The following is a 20,471-nucleotide window of genomic DNA, read 5'->3' as shown; positions in this document are numbered from 1 at the left end:
TTGTTTTTAAAATAATAGTACCAGTTAAAACAATAACCTAAACTCATTTTATCATGAAAACGGCTTCTATCCTTTTTTCTTTGACGCTTTTGTTTTTGTGCGTTGGTTTTTCGGTTAACGGACAAAACCCGGAACAAACTGTTCAACAGGCGGTAAACAGCATAAACCAAAAACTGGCCCGGGTGGATCAGCTGGCCCGGGAGAAAAAAATCCATGAGGCTTTTGATTTGTTGGATAAAGTGGTTGATGAAATAGAAAAAGAACAAAAATGGGATACCTTTAGCAAGGTTTACCAAAAAGCTAAAAAAGCTAATCCAGCATTCCAGTTTAAAATTAACGATAAACTTCCTCCGCAAATGTCGGTTGCTTTCTGGGAAAATTATAAACGGAAATGCGAACGCATTTTGAAAGATCAGGAAATAGTAATCGAAGGACTTAAAAGTGCTGTAAAGCTCAACCATTATGATGAAGTTTTAGCCTATGGCAAACAGTTGAAAACTTTTTACGACGGAATTACCGGGATGGCTGAAAATCTCGGCACATTGAATTATTTCAAACTGGCTTATGACCTTAAAGGGAACAGTGATGATTTTATTGAAAATTACAAAGCAGCCGAAAAAGCCACGCTTGCCAATCTGGAAGTGGAAGCCGCCAAAACCCACTGGAACCTTGTTATTGCCAAAACCAAAAAAAACAAAGAGTTGTTTGAAGATTTTATTTACCATATCACCCATAACATGGATGTGGTAAAAAATTTTCATGCATTGGTTAAGCAAATCAACCGCGAAAAAATACGAGTGGATAACCATCCTTTTGAAAGCATGACAATGGCTGACAGGAGATTTTATTGGGACTACGGAGCATTTCAAAAGGAAGTGACAATAGCCTGCAAAGATTTTGACGAATATGACATTGCTTGTGAAACATTTAAAAAACAATTTGAAAAAATAAAAAGTGAAGCTCGCTCTGACTGGAACAAGATCAAAAAGAATATTATCAACAGTGATGACAAGGATAACCAGATTAAGTTCCTGAAAGAGAACAACAACCGATGGAATGAATTTTGCGATGTGGTTGATCCCCTTTTTCAAAAGGCATATTACAAAAACTGCGAAAATGTTGCTCAGGAAGACCAGGGTAAAACTCTTTCATCAAAGGATGAAAGACGGTTGAATATTGAAAACTTGTATTTAAATCAAACCGATCAGGGAAACCAGATTACGCTCCGGTTTCAGGCTGTTTGGGATGGGAAATGGATGGATCGTGCAAAAATGACGGTTTGGATTGACGACCGGAATGTACTAGATAAGGTACTCTCTTTTCGAGACCCAATGGGGAAATTTCAAACCGAATTTGTACAGCGGGTTAATCTTCCCGAAGATCTGTCCGGAGAAAAACATACACTTCGCCTCAAATTCACACGCGATCCCCAAATAATCAATAAAAAAATAACGCTTATTTCTCCTGAAAAAATAATGGCCTTTCGTACCAAGGGAAAAGCAAACCGGGAGACACAAAATAAAGAATCAGCTTCTGAAGAGAATATGCAACAATTGTTTGCCGGAGCGAATGCCTCTAAAAAAGTAAACCTTGTCGGATCAGAAACGCCGAAACATAAAGCCGGGTCGGAATATAAAACAAAACCGGTACGAAAAATTTCGATAACCCAAAAAACAGATCGTTTCTGGGAAAATGCCATTCCTGAAAATGCAAAAAGAGAATGGGTAAAAGCCCAGGACGGGATGAAAGGGTACGCTGTACGGTTTAGTGTGAACGGACGAACTGTAGGGTTTAGAAGATATGCAGATCCAGCTTTTAAGACCATTATCCGGGAGGAAATAATGGATAATTTTGCCGTGAAGCACGGACCTGAACGCCGGTTTGGATTTAACAAAGAGAAAAAGAAACTCTATCTTTCCAATTTAACTTTTTATCGGGCCGGGAAAAAAACAGGGCCGAAAGTGAGTTTTTGGTATAACGGAAAAATAGAAGGGCCTTTTTACTTTATAAATGATCAGCCCTGTAGTAAGGAAGAATACAGTCGAAAGGCCCAAAATGACCCCAACCTTCCTCCTTATAATATTTACCTGGATAAAAAATGGCATATTGCTCCTGCCGAAGTTAACATGCCGGACCCGCCGGCTATTTTAAACATGCCCTCCGTAGCATACCGGAATTTGAAGATTCCACATGATGTGGTAAAATATGTTAAGGTACGCACAACCAAAGAAGGTATCCGTTATACAGAAAATTATTATCGACTTGATAATATTTATCAAAAAGCCGGTTATAGAGAATGGTATATTACAGGAAACCGTGCAGTTTTGGTTGAAGAATATATTTTGTTTGGGAATAAGGAGTTATTCCGAAGATGGTCTCACTCCGGGAAATTAAATATGTTGGAGTTCAGAAAAAGAAATATAATGTATGATTTCTCCTATCCTGTAGGCTTTTCTTTAATTAATGGGAGAACTATTTATAGAGATCATGACCAGAATATTTGCAGTCGTGATGTGTATATGAATGAATGTAAAAATTATCCCGAATTGCCTCGGCTCAGTCTGTTTTCTTTATTCAACAAACCACCTTTGGCAAAGCCCTTTCAGGTGCCTTTTGCCAAGGGAACCAACGGAGATGTGCTTTCCCAAAGACTTCCTGCAGGAGCTAAAATATGGAGAATAAAAAAATTTCCAAATGGTACAGAAATGGTTTTTTATCAGAAACATACTATTGTGGGAATACAGAACTGGTACGATGATGAAAAGACAAAACCCTCTTATAAATCATTGTATGTAAGCGGAAGATGCCTTTATACGCTTAACTGGTATCAGAATGGGGAAATAGAAACAGTTTACATTTATGGTAATATTGAAGCAAACTCGAGAATTTCGTTAAGATATGATGAGAATGGTCATTTAGTTTACAAAAAGTTTTATGGTAAAACTTCAGAAAAGGACAAAGCAAATCAGAAGAAAGCTTTTGAAAAATGTCATGTCGATATCCCTGGCTTGGATTATTATGTGTCACATAATTTTGATATAAATACCTCTCCCTTACCTATTCCGTTGCCGGAAAAAACGCCGTTGTTTACTGCGGTTTATAAGAAAGGCTTTCGCTATGAACCAGTTACGGAAGATAATTTTATGCCGTCTCCTTCATTTTCTGAAAATACAGAAACGGATAATAAAACAGAGGATAGTTATCGTCAGCTTCAGTTGGAAGAATTTAACCGGTTGGGAATACAAGTTGAAAAGATCATAGAAGCAGCAGATAAAGCTTTTGACAAACCTTACTGGGAAGATAAGAGTACCCATCGCACCACATTACAGGAAACCAATCCGAAACAGGAAAGTTTCGATATTTTACGAAAGGCTATTCCAATAGCACAAAGTGCCAAATACAAAGAGAATGAAGCGATGTTAAACCACTTATTGGCCATGAAATTTTCCCGTTATTCCGGAAGAGTATTTAACAACAAAGCCAAGCAGGAATTTTTTGCTGAAGCGGCAAAGCTTGTGGAAAAGGCCGATCAGTTACTGCCCCAATTAAAACAAGCTAAAGACCCGGCACAATTATCTGAGTTGTATTGTACCAGCGCCGAAGTCTGGCGACTGATGACAAAAAAAGCACTTTGGGGTAATCATCCATACAATAAAATGGCCTGTGACAAAAAAGTGTTACAACAATATGAGCGTGCCATTCAGGTTGATCCTTCTAATCAAAAAGCAAAAAAAATTCTGGCACAGTTGAAGGCTCCTAAAAAACCGGTACCTGAGGCGGTGAAAAAATTTAAAGAAATAAAACCGGAGTTATGGAATGAGGCCCAAAATGTCATGGTCCAACTTAATGAAGAGTCTATTTATAAAAAACCGGAGAAATATAAAGAACCGGAGAAGAATTTTTTGGAAGTGGCTTACTTAACCCTGGAATATCTTGATGGAACGGTAAGCATTTGTGAGGCAGGAACGAATCGATGGGAACAGGTAAAAGATAAACGCATTACTCTTTTTGAAGAGGATAAAATAAGAACAGAAGAAGATGCCCGGGGAGTTTCGGCTACTTTTGCTGATGACCACACTTTTTTGGCTATTAAGCCGGGTTCTGTGGTAGAGTTTCACCACGACCAGATTTATATTACCCGTGGGAGTGCTTTTATACGGGCAATTCGAAAAGGGCCCCATTTTTTAGTGATTACTCCTACCCTGGCAGTCGGTATACGAGGAACACAGTTTGAAGTGAAAGTGTCTCCGGAAAAAACAACCGAAACTTATTTATACGAAGGCGTGGTGGAAACCCGCAATAAGAACAGTATCGGCTATTTGATTCCGGGCGAAAAAATGATTTCGAAAAAAGGGACGGATAAACTACAAAAAACAACTTTTCATCCCCGTGAACGGCTACAAACCCAATGGAGCGGATTGGAGGCACAAAAGCATCGCCATGAACAAATAATGACTGCTGTGCCTGTTGCTAAAAGACAAGTTTCTTCCGGAACATCTGCTAACAGTGCTCATACAACACCAGCTGTTGTTTATTCTGTTTCCAAGGTGTCCATCAGCCCTTCTCCGGATAGTTTTTACCATATGGTATTGGCCGCAACAGAAATGCATTACGGGGAGTATTCCCTTGTTGCCCATTGTCCCATTCACATTACACAAAATACACCCGTAACGGTGAAATGGTATTACAACAATTCAAAACAACCGGTTAGTGTCGGCCAATATATGGCCATCCCCAATGTACCGTTTTTTGATGGTATCCTGACGGCAACGGATAAACCCCTTGATCCGGGTCTTTACAAAGCGGAATTTTTCATGAATGGCAAACTTTTCGGTAAAGGTTCTATTCGTGTTAAAACACCTCAAAAACTTACTAATCAGGAGGCACAACAGGCTTATGTGCAAGCGTTGAAAAATATGCAGTTGGGTTTACAGTATTTATATCAGGGAAATATTGCTGCTATGAAACAGCAAGCAGCTCGGGCTTTGCCGGAACTGAGAAAAGCATTGTATAATGCACCGGAGTTACCGGATGTACTTACGGTTTATCAAACAGCACAAACAATGTTGGCTCTTGAAAAAGCAGATGAAGCCATGCGCCGCTCGGATCATGTGGTTACCCGCAAATGGTTGGCGCTTGCCTCGGCTTATATTGAACATGCCCGTCAAAACTGTCAGGATGCACAATTTAAAATTTCTGTTGACCGGATAGCAAAAGTAATGGATGAGCTTTTAAAAAAACAGCTTTGATTTTCCGGTTGGTTTTTAAATGAGTCCAATCAGTTATTTATAAACTAATCAGGGCGGCCATTGGCCGCCCTGATGGGTTCTGTCTGTGATTTTTAATCACTATTATTTCTTCTTTGCAGAAGATGTTTTGGTCCCTTTGATGTCGTTGACTACCCGGTTTTTGAAAGCTTCTGTTTTTTGAATCAGCTTGTCGAACGTGCTGTTGGTGGCACTGCCGTTTTTCACTGATTTTTTCAGGCTGGAAATTTCTTTCGACAGGGTAGCATAAGCTTTATCGAAATGTCCGTATCCAAGTGCCTGAGCCAGTTTCAGCTGATAATCGGCATTTTTCAACAAGTTGTCAATTTTTGCTTTGTCTGCATTTTTGTTGTTGAATTGTGCCTGTGCTTCATTCATCATCACCTGTGCTCTTAATATCGGCAACGGGATGATAACATTATTGATTACCAGAGAATTTAACAAGCCCACCAGGGTTTGCTGTGCCTGATCTTTTTTGTTCTTTTTCAGCAAATCCAGCGCATATTTAAGCCCATCGGGATAAGTGGCCAGCGGCAGATTTACCGTGGCAATATCCATTTCGCTTTTCAGGGTGTTCAGTAAAGCAGCAGCTACCTGGTAGTTTCCTTTATCCATTTGCTCTTTGGCCTGTTTTACCGTTTTGTTTACCTGTGGAATGGTGGTAATGAGGTCCTGAACCTTCACGCTCATATCCACCGGAACCAGTCCGGCATTCGGATGTTCTTTCAACAGGTTTTTTGTGCTGTCCAAGGCAGCGTTTAATGCAGCTTCTGCCTTTTTGACATTTCCGGAATGAATAAATTTCAGGGCTTCGTTTGTTTTTTCTACCACTGCAATGGCTTTTTTTTCTATTAAAGCCTGTTCTTTCTGCACCTCTTTCAGCGTTCTTTGCTGTACCCTCAGGGCCAGCGTGTCTTTCGACATTTTCAGTGTATCTGGCTTTTCTGTTTTTGTTACAGACTTCACTTTCTGTTGCGGTGCCTGATTACAGGCTGTTAATCCTAGTGAAAGTACTCCCGCCATGATCAGGGTAGCCAATACTGTTTTGATTGTTTTCATTTTTCCTCCTTTTTTAAAATTAAACATCCCGTCTTTCTTCAAAAAATGTACCTTGGCAGAAAAATTAAAACTTTTTAACTCTTTGATTTAAGTAATTTTAACATTGCGGTAGCCGGATAAACTTCAGACTATGCAAATGGTTCCGTTTGTTCTGGTTTTGTTTGTGGTTTTATTCTTTTTACTTTTACAAAATGCAAAAGACAGGATTAAATATGGCGTTTTTAAAAAATGACCGGCAAAAAAAATGGCTGTCTTATTTTGTGGTTTCTTTTATCTCGGCTCTTTTTGCCTGGTATCTCGAACGTTTTTTTTCCGGGCTGACCACGTTGTATTTTAGTTACGATTTGAATATCAAAGCAGTATTAAGCAGTGAAGGCATCCGGTTTCTTACTCCGGTTACTTCATCGGCCTGGACTCGCGATACGCTGGTTACCCTTAATCTGGCGGCTCCCATCATGAATCTTTTTCTCGGTTTGTTTATGATGGCTTTGTATGTTTTTGTTCCCCGCAAAACAATGTCCATGGCGCTTTTTATGATTTGGATGATGGTGTTTTCTTTTACCGGAATTTTTGGCAGTTATGTGGAAAACAACGTGGCGCATACCGGTTTGTACGAGCTGTCAAAAATCATGAATATTGGTGTGGTTTTTCAGATTATTTTCGTGGTGTTGTCGCTTTACTTTTTGTATATCATGGGGATTGCTATCGGAAAATTGGTGATGCTGACAATTCCGGCTTCCTTTAAAAAAGAAGACAAAATAATGTTTTCCTTTTTCCTGCTTATTTTTCTGGTTCCCTGGATTCTTGTACTGGTGATTACCTTAAAAGGGCTTTCTTCTTCTTCTTTGTTTACCTATTTATTGGGGATTGTCCTTCTTCTTCCGTTTAACTGGATGCAGGAACCGGAGAAAAAGGGAATCCGGTTAAAACCCTTGCCCGATTATTTTTCGCTCGACACCTTTGCCCTGATTGTTTATTTGTTAGGAATTTTCTTTATCCGGGCTGTCCTTTCCTCGGGAATGTCGTTGTAAAATTTCTGCTTTTCGGGAACAAAACTTCTTTATTTTTACCGTTTTAAATTTAAAAAAAGACTTTCTTATGTACCAGCCTCCCGATTATTATGAAACCGATGCTTTATTAACGGATGAGCATAAACTTATCCGGAATTCTGTTCGTGAATGGGTAACCCGGTATGTGAAACCGGTGATCGAAGAGTATGCCCAGCAACATAAGCCGTTGCCGTTGGAAATGATGCGGCAAATGGGAGAATTGGGGGCGCTGGGACCTTTTATCCCGGAAGAATATGGTGGACCGGGATTAGACCACATGGCTTACGGATTAATTATGACCGAACTGGAACGGGGTGATTCGGCCGTGCGTTCCAGCGCATCGGTACAGAGTTCGTTGGTGATGTATCCGATTTATACTTTCGGAAATGAAACCCAACGCAAAAAATATTTGCCGAAACTGGCTTCGGGCGAATGGATTGGTGCTTTCGGCCTTACCGAGCCTGACCACGGGTCTGATCCGGGTAGCATGAAAACCCGTTTTGAAGACAAAGGTGATTATTACCTGCTGAACGGTTCGAAGATGTGGATTACCAATGCTCCGCTTTGCGATGTGGCCGTAGTTTGGGCAAAAGATGAAAACGGTAAAGTGCGTGGCCTGTTGGTCGAACGCGGGATGGAAGGATTTACTACGCCCGAAACATATCACAAATGGTCTTTGCGGGCTTCGGCCACCGGAGAGTTGGTTTTTGATAATGTAAAAGTGCCGAAAGAAAATCTGTTGCCCAATGTAAAAGGATTGAAAGGTCCGTTGATGTGTTTGAATTCGGCCCGTTACGGGATTGCCTGGGGAGCACTCGGTGCAGCCATGGAATGTTACGATACGGCTTTGCGGTATGTACTGGAACGAAAACAATTTGGCCGTCCGGTAGCTTCATTTCAATTGCAACAGAAAAAACTGGCCGAGATGCTTACCGAGATTACCAAAGCCCAGTTGCTGGTTTGGCGTCTGGGGGTTTTAAAAAACGAAGGGAAAGCCACTCCGGCACAAATTTCCATGGCTAAGCGGAATAATGTGGAAATGGCACTGAAAGTTGCCCGTGAAAGCCGGCAAATGCTTGGAGCCATGGGAATTACCGGTGATTTTCCCATCATGCGTCACATGATGAACCTGGAATCCGTGATTACCTACGAAGGAACACACGATATTCATTTGCTGATTACCGGAATGGATATCACCGGCATTCAGGCATTTCACGAATAATACCGATTCGAACAAAGGATTTTCGAAACAGAATGAAATCTCACTTTTCAGGTTGAACAAAACCTGAAAAGTGGGAATGATACCGATTGAAAATCAAAATGCACTTTTAGCGCATTTTAAAATACAATTGAAAGGTTTTGATTCACAAATAAAAACAGGAACGTAGATTCTTTTCTCCACCTTTCAGGTCCGGTCTGATCAGACCTGAAAGAAGAAAACATCAACTCAGATGAAAGACGATTGAATTAAGATCCGGTTAGTAAATTTTCCGGAATCCGATAATTCTCCGGACTTCCCGCATGGTTTCCAGTGCGTGAGCGCGGGCTTTTTCAGCTCCTTGGTCCATTACTTTCAGGATATACTCATTATCAGCAGAAAGTTCTTTGATTCTTTCAGCAAAAGGAGCGGTGAACGCAATGACATCTTCTGCCAACTGTTTTTTCAGGTCGCCGTAACGAATCGTGCAATTGTTATATTTTTCTTCAAAATATTCCACTACATCCGGCTTTGAAACCACTTTCAACAGGGTAAAAAGGTTTTGTATGGGTTCGGGTTTGGGCTGGTTCATTTCTGTCGGACCACTATCGGTAACGGCTTTCATGATTTTTTTGCGAATGGATTTCGGATCTTCATACAGAAAAATAGCGTTGCCTTCGCCTTCCGATTTCCCCATTTTACCGGAACCGTCCAGCCCGGGAATTTTTACCAGTTCTTCTCCGAAATTATAGGCTGTAGGAATCGGGAAAAAATCTACGCCATACATGTGATTGAACCGCCGGGCGTAAGTCCGGGTCATTTCCAGGTTTTGTTCCTGGTCCTTTCCCACGGGTACTTTGTGGGCTTTTTGAATGATAATGTCTGCAGCCATCAGTGTAGGATAGGTAAGCAAGCCGGCATTGACATTATTGGGCTGTTTCCGGGCTTTTTCCTTGAAAGTGGTGACCCGTTCCAGTTCGCCGAGGTAAGCATTCATATTCAGGAAAAGATACAATTCAGCAGTTTCCGGAATGTCGCTTTGCAGATAAAGTGTCGCTTTTTCCGGGTCAAGACCGGCGGCAAGATATTCAATCAAAACCTGACGAACATTTCCTTGCAGGTTGTCCGGATGCGGATGCGTGGTGAGTGAATGATAATCAGCAATGAAAAAATAACATTCATTGGTTTCCTGCATTTTCACAAAATTCTTCACCGCACCAAAATAGTTCCCAAGGTGCAGATGGCCGGTAGGGCGAATACCGCTCAGTACAATTTCTTTCTTTTCCATGGGGGCAAAAATAGAAAAAATCAATAACGGAAAAACGACTGTTTTTTATGGCTGTGTTATATTTTACAGTACCTGATTATCAGGTGTTTATTGCTTCTTTGGAAATAAAAAAAGGTTGCCCGAAAAGATTTTTTCTTCACGTCTGGCCGATCGGAATAACAATCTTTTTAGACAACCTCCTTGGTAATTATTATAAATGGATAAAGTTGAAAATCGTTAGGGTTAACTTTTTACCAAATGTTCCAGTCCCAGTTCTTTAATGCTTTTTTCGCGCATTTCCACTTTCCGGATTTTTCCGGTGACGGTTTTTGGACACTCTTCCACAAATTTAAAATACTTGGGGATTTTGTAGTGGGCAATTTTTCCTTTACAGAAATCAATCAGTTCCTGTTCGGTAATACGCACTCCTTCGTGAACTTTTATCCAGGCCATTACGGCTTCTCCGTATTTTTCATCCGGAACACCGATAACCTGCACATTATTTACTTTAGGATGGGTAAGCAGGAAAGCTTCAATTTCTTTGGGATAGATGTTTTCGCCGCCCCGGATGATCATGTCTTTGATCCGTCCGACGATATTCACATAACCCTCATCGTCAATGGTAGCCAAATCGCCGGTATGCATCCAGCGGGCTTTGTCAATGGCCTGGCGGGTTTTCTCTTCATCATTCCAGTATCCAAGCATTACACTGTATCCGCGGGTACATAATTCGCCTTTTTCTCCCCGCTTTACTACCAAACCCGTTTCCGGATCAATAATTTTCACTTCCTGATGCGGGTGAACCTGGCCTACTGTGCTGACCCGTTTGTCAAATGGGGTGTCCGAAGTGGTTTGTGTACTCACCGGACTGGTTTCCGTCATGCCGTAAGCAATTTGCAGGTCGGTCATTTTCATTACTTCCTGTACTTTTTTCATCAATTCTACCGGACAGATAGAACCTGCCATAATCCCGCCACGCAGACTGGTAACGTCATATTTTCCGATGTCAGGATGGTCGAGTTCAGCATGAAACATGGTCGGAACACCATATAAAATAGTTGCTTTTTCATGGTCGGTCGTGCGAATCACCGCTTCCGGATCAAAAGCCCGGCTGGCATAAATGGCAGTGGCCCCATGCGATAAGCATCCAAGGTTCCCCATCACCATTCCGAAACAGTGGTACAACGGAACCGGAATGATCATGCGGTCTTTTTCGGTAAGATGCAACGATTCGGTGACGAAGAAACCGTTATTTAAGATGTTGTGATGACTCAAAGTGGCTCCTTTCGGAAATCCCGTAGTTCCACTGGTATATTGAATGTTAATGGGTTCGTCAAAATGCAGCGTGGCGGCAATTTTATCCAAAACTTCCGGTTTAATTTCATCTCCGAGTTCCATGACATCCTGCCAGGTAAACATGCCCGGTCCGGCCGTTTTTTCCAGCGTAATGATGGTGGTGAGATTGGGAAGTTTGGTTTCCCGCAAAAATCCCGGATCGCTGTATTGCAGTTTCGGCAATAGCTGGTAAACCATTTCTGCATAATCGGCATGTTCGGTTTTATCATCAATCACCAAAAACTTACATCCCGATTGTTTCAGCACATATTCCAGCTCATGTACCCGGTAACTGGGATTGATATTTACCAGGATAGCACCCAGCTTGGCCGTAGCATATTGCAGGACCATCCATTCGGCCCGGTTTAAAGCCCAGATGCCAATGCGGTCGCCTTTTTGTAATCCCATGGCATGTAATCCAAGGGCACATAAGTCAACCTGTTGTTTTAATTCTTTGTAGGTCCAGCGTATGTTTTGGTGGACAACAATCAATGCTTCTGTTTCAGGAAAACGGGCGGCCGTTTCCTCAAACATTTCACCAATGGTTTTTCCCAGCAAAGGAACACTGCTGATTCCGCTAACATAACTCAGTTTTGACATAACACTAAAAATTACAACCGCTGTAAAAGTGGTTCGTTAAAATAATTCATTAAAAAGCGCGCTGTGACTGTCCTTTTTTTGTCCTGAGCCGTAAAAGTAGAAAAATCTGTGAAAAATCAAAAATCAATGCCTGATTTTCGAAAAAACCGGTTTTTTGATGGTTCGAATGCTTGGATATTTGATGGATGTGCAGACGTATTTTCAACCCCCTCACTCGTCCGCGTTTGCAAACGCGGACGCATTTCCAATGAAACGTCCTTTGGTTAATCTTTTCTAATCAAAGTTCCGGCATTTCCACCTTTCAGGTCTGGATCGACCTGAAAGGTGAGATGACCTGAATATTGTTAAAACGCGGCATGCTCGGTGCGGCGGATGATTTCGTTTTGCAGCTCTTCGCCAAGATCGTTAAAATAATCGCTGTAGCCGGCTACGCGGACAATCAGGTCTTTGTGGTCTTCCGGATGTTTCTGGGCATCGCGCAGCGTTTCGGCCGTAACCACGTTGAACTGGATGTGATGTCCGTCCATCCGGAAATAGGTGCGGATAAGTTGTACCAATGCATCCAGCCCTTTTTCATCTTCCAGTAACGAGGGATTAAACTTTTGATTCAGCAGCGTTCCGCCGGTTTTCAAATGATCGATTTTGGCTGCCGAACGAATTACTGCCGACGGGCCTTTGCGGTCGGCTCCCTGAAATGGGGAAATCCCTTCGGACAGCGGCTTGCGGGCTTTGCGGCCGTCGAGTGTGGCACCGGTTACGCTGCCGAAATACACATGCGAGGTGGTAGGCAGCATGTTGATGCGAAAATGCCCGCCTTTTACCGTGGGCCGGCCGTTAACCGCTTCGTAAAACAGGTTGAAAATCCGCACGGCCTGTGCATCGGCATAATCATCATCGTTGCCGTACTTGGGCGTATGGTTCAGCAAATCGTTCCGCAGTTTATCGTATCCCTCAAAGTCGGCCGCCGCCGCTTCCAGCATCTGCGCAAGCGTATATTTCTGCTGTTCAAACACGTTGTAACGAATGGATGTCAGCACGTCGGTGAGTGTGCCCAACCCGACTCCCTGAATGTAGCTGGTGTTGTACCGCGCGCCACCGGCGTTGTAATCTTTGGCATTGGCAATGCAGTCGTCGATGAACAAAGAGAGAAAAGGCACCGGCAGATTTTCCATAATGACACTATCAATCAGATTATTACCTTTTATCTTGATGTCAATGAAATAGTGTAACTGTTTTTTAAATGCTTCCATCAGCTCATCAAAAGTGTTGAACTGCGTAACGTCGCCGGTTTCCAGGCCGATTTTCTTTCCGGTCATCGGGTCGGTGCCGTTGTGCAGGGTAATTTCGAACACTTTGGTGAGGTTGAAATAGCCAGTGAGGATGTAACTTTCGGTGCCGAAAGCCCCGGTTTCCACGCAGCCGCTGGCCCCGCCGTTGCGGGCATCTTCCAGACTTTTTCCCTGGTTGAGCAGCTCCTGCACAATAGCATCGGTATTGAATACCGAAGGCTGGCCAAATCCGGTTTTGATGATGCGGGCCGTACGTTTGATAAACCGGTCGGGGTTCTTTTTGCTCACCTGAATCATTGAGCTGGGTTGCAACAGGCGCATCTCTTCAATCACATCCAATATCAGGTAAGTCAGCGGGTTTACGGCATCGCTGCCATCGGGGTTTACGCCGCCGAGGTTGATGAGGGCAAAGTCGGTGTACGTACTGCTTTCTTTGGCGGTAACGCCGATTTTCGGGGGCGCCGGATGATTATTGAATTTCACCCAAAACGCTTCGAGCAGCTCTTTGGCTTTTTCCTCTGTCAGTGTTCCGGCTTTCAGTTCTTTTTGATAAAACGGCCACAGATGCTGGTCGAGCCGGCCCGGGTTAAAGCTGTCCCACGGGTTCACTTCGGTAATTACGCCGATGTGGATAAACCAGTAATGCTGCAGGGCTTCGTGGAAAGTTTGCGGGGCATGGGCCGGCACACGGCGACAAATGGCGGCCATTTCCAGCAACTCAGCTTTTCGTGTGGTGTCGGTGGTTTTTCCGGCTTCCTGTTCCAGCAAATCCGCGTAACGACGGGCATACAGCAGTATGGCGTCGGCAGCAATGTCCATGGCTTTCAGCTCTTCACTTTTGGCATACGCTTCGCGGTCGTTGAAATAATCCAGTTTTTCCAGTGCCTGCCGGATGTCGTTTTTCAGGTCGAGGAAACCTTTGCCAAACATCTTTTTTCCGAGCACCGTATGGCCCGGAGCACGTTGTTCCTGAAATTCGGTAAACACGCCGGCTTCATAAGCCTGTTTCCATGCGGGGTCGAGGCGGGCAAAAATTTTGTCGCGGTTCGATTTCCCTTTCCAGAAAGGGATGATTTCTTCTTTATAAATCCGTTTGGTTTCGTCGTCCACGCGGAACCACACTTTCGGCCGGCTGTTGAGCACTTCAAGGTCGTGCAGCGAGTGCAGCGTGATTTCGGGATAGGTGGGCACGGCTTTGGGCGCCGGACCACGTTCGCCCACAATCAGCTCGTCATCGTTCAGGCAGAGGGTTTTATTTTCAAGGATATATTTCAGCGCCAGCGCCCGTTTTACCGGCACGGTTACCTGTCCGGCGATGTCACTTTGATAGAAGCGGGTAACAAGCTGTGCCCTTTCGGGCGAAATACGCGGAATGGCATTTTGGCTTTGGGTTCTGAGTTTTTCGATTCTGTTATTCATGGTTTTCGATTTTTTCTGTTTTAATGATTTGATGGCTTATATTATCCGTTATCCGCCGATGTTGACGGAAAAGCCGCCGTTTTCAAAAAGGGTTTTTACCTCTTCCACGGCTTCGGCAGAAGGTTCTTCCACCCCGTTCATTTTGTATTCCATCCCGAAACGGGCGTATTTATGACTGCCGATTTTGTGGTACGGCAAGATGCTGATTTCAGGTTTCTGCTGCAGTTTCGACAGAAAAGCCATCATTTGCAACAGGTTGCTTTCATCGTCGTTAATGCCCGGAATCAGCGGGTAGCGGATAATGATTGTTTTGTCCCACCGGTCGAGCTGCCGGATGTTATCCAGGATTTGCCTGTTGCTTACGCCGGTGAATTTCCGGTGAGCAGCCTCATTCATGTGTTTGATATCTACAAGGAACAGGTTCGTGTAACGGGCAACCGCTTCCAGTTTTTCGGGTTCGGTGTAAGCCGTGGTGTCCACGCAGGTATGAATTTCGCGCTGGCGGCATTGCTGTAAAACCGTTTTCAGAAAATCGAACTGCAGCAGCGGCTCACCGCCCGAAAAAGTTACACCGCCACCTGATTCTTCAAAAAGCAGCGTGTCACGTTCTATTGTATCCAACAGCTCATCTACCGGGATTTTATAACCTACGGTTTCTGTTTCGCGGACAATCCGGCCATCCAGTTTTTCTTCTTTGACATAGGTAAACGGCTGCCGGCTGCGGCTTTCGGGATTATGACACCACCAGCACGAAAGCGGACAACCTTTCAGGAAAACCGTTTGCCGGATGCCCGGTCCGTCATGCAGGGCATAATGTTTAATATCAAAAATAACTCCTTCCATGGAGAAAAATTTAAAGGTGATGAAAAAGGATTTTATCCCCGTAAGGGTGAAAAAAGGAAGGAGAAAGTATCAGAAAATCCAGCACTCAAACAAGCATTTGCCTGCCCGGTGCGAAAGCGGATTAAGAGGAATGAAAGTTTTCATAGTTTCTGATGTATCAGGGCAAAAGTAGCAAAAATTGAAATGATCAAATATTTCTTAAAAAATTTTTATGCCCTGGAAATGATACCAATTATATTTTAAAATGCACTTTTAGTGCTTTTTGATTTTCAATCGGTATGACAAATGTAGTAGTACGATTCTTTTCGTCACCAATTTATTCTGGATAAACGATGGTTAAAAAGAATTTCCCGGTCAGTATTAAAAAATCTGCTCGGCAATTTTTCGAATGTTATCCGATTTACCCATGGTATAAAAATGAAGTACCGGCACGCCAAAATCAAGCAGCTCTTTGGCTTGTTGTACGGCCCATTCAATTCCTACCTGGCGGATTTGTTCGTTGTTTTTGCACTTGAGCATTTCTTTTACCAGTGTTTCGGGTAAATCGACATGAAATGTTTGGGGCAATGAAATCATCTGGCTTTTGGATGTGATGGGCTTTAACCCGGGAATAATGGGTACGTCAATGCCTTTGGCCCGGCAGCTTTTTACAAAATCAAAATATTTCTGGTTGTCGAAAAACATTTGTGTCACAATGTATTCGGCACCGGCTTCGATTTTCTTTTTCAGAAAATGAAGATCGCTTTCGCGATTGGGTGATTCGTTGTGTTTTTCCGGATATCCGGCTACGCCGATACAAAAATCGGTAGCCCGGTTGTTTTTAATGTCTTTTTCAAGATAATGTCCTTTGTTCAGATCGGCAATTTGCTTTACCAGATCCAGCGCATGTTCGTTTCCTTCCGGTTCGGGAACAAAATTTTTCATTCCTACGGGCGGATCACCACGGACAACCAGCAGGTTTTTTATTCCGAGGAAATTCAGGTCGATGAGCGCATTTTCGGTTTCTTCGCGGGTAAAACCGCCACAGATGATATGAGGGACTACCGGAATGCCATACCGGTATTTGATGGCTGCCGAAATACCTACGGTTCCCGGTCTTTTCCGAACGGTTCTTTTGCGCATTAAACCGTTGTCGAGCGTATCATACACGACTTCCTGCTGGTGATAGGTGATGTTGATAAAAGCCGGGTTGAATTCGATCAACGGATCGATCGCTTTTTGTATGGCACTGAAATCCTGTCCTTTTAGCGGAGGCAGCAATTCAAAAGAGAATAATGCTTTGTCGGCCGCTGCAATATATTCGGTTACTTTCGGTTCGTTCATATGCTGTGTTTTTTTATTCTTTTTCCGCAAGATTCATGTTCAGTAATATTTTGACTTTTTCTACCGGAAGATTTTTCCGGCGGGCATAATCTTCTATCTGGTCGGGCAAGAGCCGGCCCACATTGAAATAACGGGCTTCCGGATGGGCAAAGTAGTATCCGCTGACCGAAGCTGCCGGATACATGGCAAAATTCTCGGTGAGCTGGATACCGGTTTTTTCTTCTGCCTGTAGCAGATCAAAAAGTGTCTTTTTTTCGGAATGTTCGGGGCAGGCAGGATAGCCCGGTGCCGGACGGATTCCGCGGTATTTTTCACGGAGAATATTTTTAACCTCCAGATTTTCATCCGGAGCATAACCCCAAATCTCTTTCCGGATACGCCAGTGCATTTGTTCAGCAAAAGCTTCTGCCAGCCGGTCAGCCATTACTTTTAACATAATGGCTTGGTAGTCATCTCCCTCTTTTTCAAATTTTTGAAGGTGTTTCTCGATACCGATGCCGGTAGTCAGGGCAAAAAAGCCCAGATAATCGGTTAAACCGGTTTCGCGGGGAGCAATGAAGTCAGAAAGACAAAGATTGGGAACGCCGGGCTCTTTTTTCTCCTGATTGCGCAGAAAGTGAAAATCAGCCAGTTTTTCTTTTTGGTCGGTTGAAAAAACTTCCACACTGTCTCCGACAGCCTGGGCAGCAAAAATGCCAATGGCTCCACGTGCTTGTAACCACTTCTCCGAAAGGATACGGTCCAGCATCTTTTTGCCGTCGTTGTAAAGTTTCCGGGCTTCTTCCCCCTTGACCGGATCATCAAAAATAGCCGGATATTTTCCGGTGATCTTCCAGGTATGGAAAAAGAAAGTCCAGTCGATAAAAGGAACCAAATCTTCCAAAGGATAATCATCAAAATATTGTATTCCCGTAAACCGGGGAACAGCAAGATCTTCTTTTTTCCATTCAATTTTCAACCGGTTATCACGGGCTTCCTGCAGGCTGATGTATTCCTTCTTTTGTTGCCGGCCAAAATGATCGTTTCTTAGTTTTTCATAAGAACGCTGAATTTCGTCAACGAATTTTTCTCGTTCAGAAGGAGAAAACAGCCGGGAAAGCACGCCGGTAACTTTAGAAGCATCACGTACATGAATGACCGGCTGGTCGTATCCCGGAGCAATTTTTACAGCGGTATGAATGGCTGAAGTGGTAGCACCGCCGATGAGCAGCGGCATTTTTAATCCTTTGCGTTTCATCTCGCCGGCAACATGTACCATTTCTTCCAGCGACGGGGTGATCAAGCCGCTGAGACCGACAACGTCAGCTTTTTCGTTTTCTGCAATTTCCAGGATTTTTTCGGCAGGGACCATGACGCCCAAATCAATTACTTCATAGTTGTTACACGAGAGAACCACGCCCACGATGTTTTTTCCGATATCATGCACATCGCCTTTCACGGTTGCCAGCACCACTTTTCCGGCGTTGGCCGTATCGCCTTCTTCTTTTTCCGCCTCGATATAGGGCAGCAGATACGATACGGCTTGTTTCATCACCCGGGCACTTTTTACCACCTGGGGCAAAAACATTTTTCCTTCTCCAAAAAGGTCGCCCACACGATTCATCCCGGCCATCAGCGGTTGTTCAATCACATGAAGTGCTCTCGGATATTTTTTCCGGGCTTCTTCCACATCTTCTTCGATGTATTCGGTGATTCCTTTTATCAGTGCATGTTCCAGCCTTTTTTCCACGGGTTCTTTACGCCAGGCATTGTCTTTTACAACTTTTTTCCCGCTTTTGTCTTTTATTTTTTCTGCAAAAGCCAGAAGCCTTTCGGTTGCATCTTTCCGGCGGTTAAGTATTACATCTTCAGCCAGTGTCCGCAGTTCAGGTTCTATCTCATCGTAAACCTGCAGCATCCCGGGGTTAACAATGCCCATGTCCATTCCGGCTTTGATCGCATGGTAGAGAAATACCGAATTAATGGCTTCGCGTACGGTATTATTGCCACGAAAAGCAAACGAGAGGTTGCTGACGCCGCCGCTCACCCGGGCATACGGAAGATTTTCTTTAATCCACCGGGTGGCTTTGATAAAATCTACGGCGTAGTTGCTGTGTTCTTCCATTCCGGTGCCGATGGCCAAAATGTTGGGATCGAAAATGATGTCTTCGGGCGGAAAGGCTATTTTTTGTGTTAACAGGTCGTAAGCCCTTTTACAAACCCGGATACGGTCTTCGTAGGTCGCTGCTTGTCCTTTTTCGTCAAAAGCCATTACCACAACAGCTGCTCCAAAATCACGAATAATACGGGCATGCTCCAGAAACTCTTCTTCGCCGTTTTTCAGGCTGATGGAATTTACAATTCCTTTTCCCTGCAAACATTTCAATCCGGCCTCAATAACTTCCCATTTGGAAGAGTCGATCATCACAGGCAGCCTGGAGATTTCCGGGTCGGAAGCCATCATGTTCAGGAATTTCACCATTTCGGTTTTGGCGTCCAGCATCCCGTCGTCCATGCTTACATCCAGAATTTGAGCTCCGTTTTCTACCTGATCGCGGGCAACAGACAGCGCTTCTTCATATTTTCCTTCGCGGATAAGGCGGGCAAACCGGCGGGAACCGCTTACATTGGTCCGTTCGCCAATATTGACAAAGTTTTTGTTTTTGTCGATAACCACCGGTTCCAGGCCACTAAGCTCGGTGACATGACGGGCAGGAGGAATCTGGCGCGTTTGTGCTTTTTCGGCCAGTTGTACCATTTCCCGGATATGCTCCGGCGTAGTCCCGCAGCAACCGCCGACAATATTGGCATACCGGTTGTCGAGAAACTCTTTGATGTGGCCGGCCATTTTGTGCGGACTTTCATCGTATTCACCAAATTGGTTAGGCAATCCGGCATTGGGGTAAACGCTCACGGGAAAAGGAGCAATACGTGATAATTCAGCCAGATAAGGCCGCATTTGCTCGGCGCCCAGAGAGCAATTTAACCCGACGCTGAGCAATTCGATATGCTTGATGGAAGTAAAAAAAGCTTCCAGTGTTTGTCCTGACAGGGTTCGCCCGCTGTTGTCGGTGATGGTTCCAGAGACCATTACCGGAATTTTCTCCCCTTTTTCTTCCATGATCTTTTCGATGGCAAAAAGCGCCGCTTTGGCATTAAGGGTGTCAAAAATGGTTTCGACGAGCAAGATGTCAGCACCTCCTTTCAGCAAAGCGGAAGCCTGTGCATAGTAATCTTTCATGAGATCGTCGAAAGTGACATCGCGGTAGCCAGGGTCGTTGACTTTGGGAGACATGGAAGCGGTTTTGTTGGTCGGGCCCATGGCTCCGGCAACAAAACGGGGTTTGTCCGGCGTTTTTTTGGTAAATTTATCAGCGGCTTCACGGGCAATCCGGGCAGCCTGAAAGTTCATTTCGTCCACATATTTTTCCAAACCGTAATCGCTTTGCGAAATACGGGTTCCGTTAAAGGTGTTGGTTTCGATAATATCGGCTCCGGCCTCAAGGTATTGTTCGTGAATTTCGCGGATAATATGCGGTTGCGTGATGTTGAGCAGGTCATTATTGCCTTTGAGCAATTGTTTCACGTTTTTAAAACGTTCGCCCCGGTAGTCTTTCTCTTCCAGATGATACCGTTGAATCATGGTGCCCATGGCACCATCCAAAACAAGTACCCGTTTTTTTAATTCTTCCCGTATGTCTGGTTTGGTTTTGGTCATGGTATTGATAGTTATGGCTTTGTCCGTCGGCATTTTTTGCCGGCAGCCGGATAAAAATAGCCGTGTAAAAAATTCTTTTACAACAGATTGTGTAGATCGTTTTGTTTTTTCATTGAACGTAATCT

10 protein-coding genes are annotated in these 20,471 nt (G+C 43.9%); 3 read left to right on the top strand and 7 right to left on the bottom strand.

Annotation, left to right across the window (positions count from 1 at the left end):
* The first annotated feature begins 53 nt into the window (after positions 1-53).
* Positions 54-5,249, top strand: a complete 5,196-nt coding sequence (locus LA303_RS00565) for a FecR domain-containing protein (RefSeq protein ID WP_240525997.1) — start codon at positions 54-56, stop codon at positions 5,247-5,249.
* A 102-nt stretch (positions 5,250-5,351) separates the two neighbouring features.
* On the opposite strand, the gene LA303_RS00560 is transcribed toward LA303_RS00565, so the two are convergent.
* Positions 5,352-6,326, bottom strand: a complete 975-nt coding sequence (locus tag LA303_RS00560; protein WP_240525996.1) for a YfdX family protein — start codon at positions 6,324-6,326, stop codon at positions 5,352-5,354.
* A 212-nt stretch (positions 6,327-6,538) separates the two neighbouring features.
* Here LA303_RS00560 and LA303_RS00555 point away from each other — a divergent pair, with 212 nt between their 5' ends.
* On the top strand, positions 6,539-7,357 hold the full coding sequence (locus tag LA303_RS00555) for a hypothetical protein (protein ID WP_240525995.1): 819 nt from the start codon (positions 6,539-6,541) through the stop codon (positions 7,355-7,357).
* 67 nt (positions 7,358-7,424) lie between these two features.
* Positions 7,425-8,597, top strand: coding sequence for an acyl-CoA dehydrogenase family protein (locus LA303_RS00550; RefSeq protein WP_240525994.1), 1,173 nt, complete (start codon positions 7,425-7,427; stop codon positions 8,595-8,597).
* Between the two features lie 256 nt (positions 8,598-8,853).
* Here LA303_RS00550 and trpS read toward each other — a convergent pair whose 3' ends face one another.
* The 6 genes from trpS to metH all read right to left on the bottom strand — a co-directional run bounded on the left by trpS (position 8,854) and on the right by metH (position 20,379).
* Positions 8,854-9,861, bottom strand: coding sequence for a tryptophan--tRNA ligase (trpS, locus tag LA303_RS00545; RefSeq protein WP_240525993.1), 1,008 nt, complete (start codon positions 9,859-9,861; stop codon positions 8,854-8,856).
* Positions 9,862-10,083: 222 nt separating this feature from the next.
* Entirely contained in the window at positions 10,084-11,775 is a 1,692-nt protein-coding gene (locus tag LA303_RS00540) for an AMP-binding protein (protein ID WP_240525992.1), read from the bottom strand.
* Between the two features lie 344 nt (positions 11,776-12,119).
* The gene (gene hypD, locus LA303_RS00535) at positions 12,120-14,483 is read right to left on the bottom strand and encodes a trans-4-hydroxy-L-proline dehydratase (RefSeq protein WP_240525991.1); all 2,364 of its coding nucleotides are present in this window, start codon (positions 14,481-14,483) and stop codon (positions 12,120-12,122) included.
* Between the two features lie 48 nt (positions 14,484-14,531).
* Positions 14,532-15,326, bottom strand: a complete 795-nt coding sequence (locus LA303_RS00530) for a glycyl-radical enzyme activating protein (RefSeq protein ID WP_240525990.1) — start codon at positions 15,324-15,326, stop codon at positions 14,532-14,534.
* A gap of 360 nt (positions 15,327-15,686) precedes the next feature.
* Complete coding sequence (gene metF / locus LA303_RS00525) at positions 15,687-16,649, bottom strand: methylenetetrahydrofolate reductase [NAD(P)H] (RefSeq protein WP_240525989.1); 963 nt, start codon at positions 16,647-16,649, stop codon at positions 15,687-15,689.
* Between the two features lie 13 nt (positions 16,650-16,662).
* The gene (metH, locus tag LA303_RS00520; protein WP_240525988.1) at positions 16,663-20,379 is read right to left on the bottom strand and encodes a methionine synthase; all 3,717 of its coding nucleotides are present in this window, start codon (positions 20,377-20,379) and stop codon (positions 16,663-16,665) included.
* Between the last annotated feature and the right edge of the window lie 92 nt (positions 20,380-20,471).

The sequence above is a fragment of the Candidatus Sulfidibacterium hydrothermale genome (assembly GCF_020149915.1).
GTDB lineage: Bacteria > Bacteroidota > Bacteroidia > Bacteroidales > F082 > Sulfidibacterium > Sulfidibacterium hydrothermale.
The sequence above is the reverse complement of the archived record's forward strand: the minus strand, read 5'-3'. Positions and strand labels throughout refer to the sequence as shown.

Excerpts from the sequence above, each read along its gene's own strand:
- LA303_RS00565 (WP_240525997.1), top strand. The coding sequence starts at position 54 with ATGAAAACGGCTTCTATCCTTTTTTCTTTGACGCTTTTGTTTTTGTGC.
- LA303_RS00560 (WP_240525996.1), bottom strand. The coding sequence starts at position 6,326 with ATGAAAACAATCAAAACAGTATTGGCTACCCTGATCATGGCGGGAGTA.
- LA303_RS00555 (WP_240525995.1), top strand. The coding sequence starts at position 6,539 with ATGGCGTTTTTAAAAAATGACCGGCAAAAAAAATGGCTGTCTTATTTT.
- LA303_RS00550 (WP_240525994.1), top strand. The coding sequence starts at position 7,425 with ATGTACCAGCCTCCCGATTATTATGAAACCGATGCTTTATTAACGGAT.
- trpS (WP_240525993.1), bottom strand. The coding sequence starts at position 9,861 with ATGGAAAAGAAAGAAATTGTACTGAGCGGTATTCGCCCTACCGGCCAT.
- LA303_RS00540 (WP_240525992.1), bottom strand. The coding sequence starts at position 11,775 with ATGTCAAAACTGAGTTATGTTAGCGGAATCAGCAGTGTTCCTTTGCTG.
- hypD (WP_240525991.1), bottom strand. The coding sequence starts at position 14,483 with ATGAATAACAGAATCGAAAAACTCAGAACCCAAAGCCAAAATGCCATT.
- LA303_RS00530 (WP_240525990.1), bottom strand. The coding sequence starts at position 15,326 with ATGGAAGGAGTTATTTTTGATATTAAACATTATGCCCTGCATGACGGA.
- metF (WP_240525989.1), bottom strand. The coding sequence starts at position 16,649 with ATGAACGAACCGAAAGTAACCGAATATATTGCAGCGGCCGACAAAGCA.
- metH (WP_240525988.1), bottom strand. The coding sequence starts at position 20,379 with ATGCCGACGGACAAAGCCATAACTATCAATACCATGACCAAAACCAAA.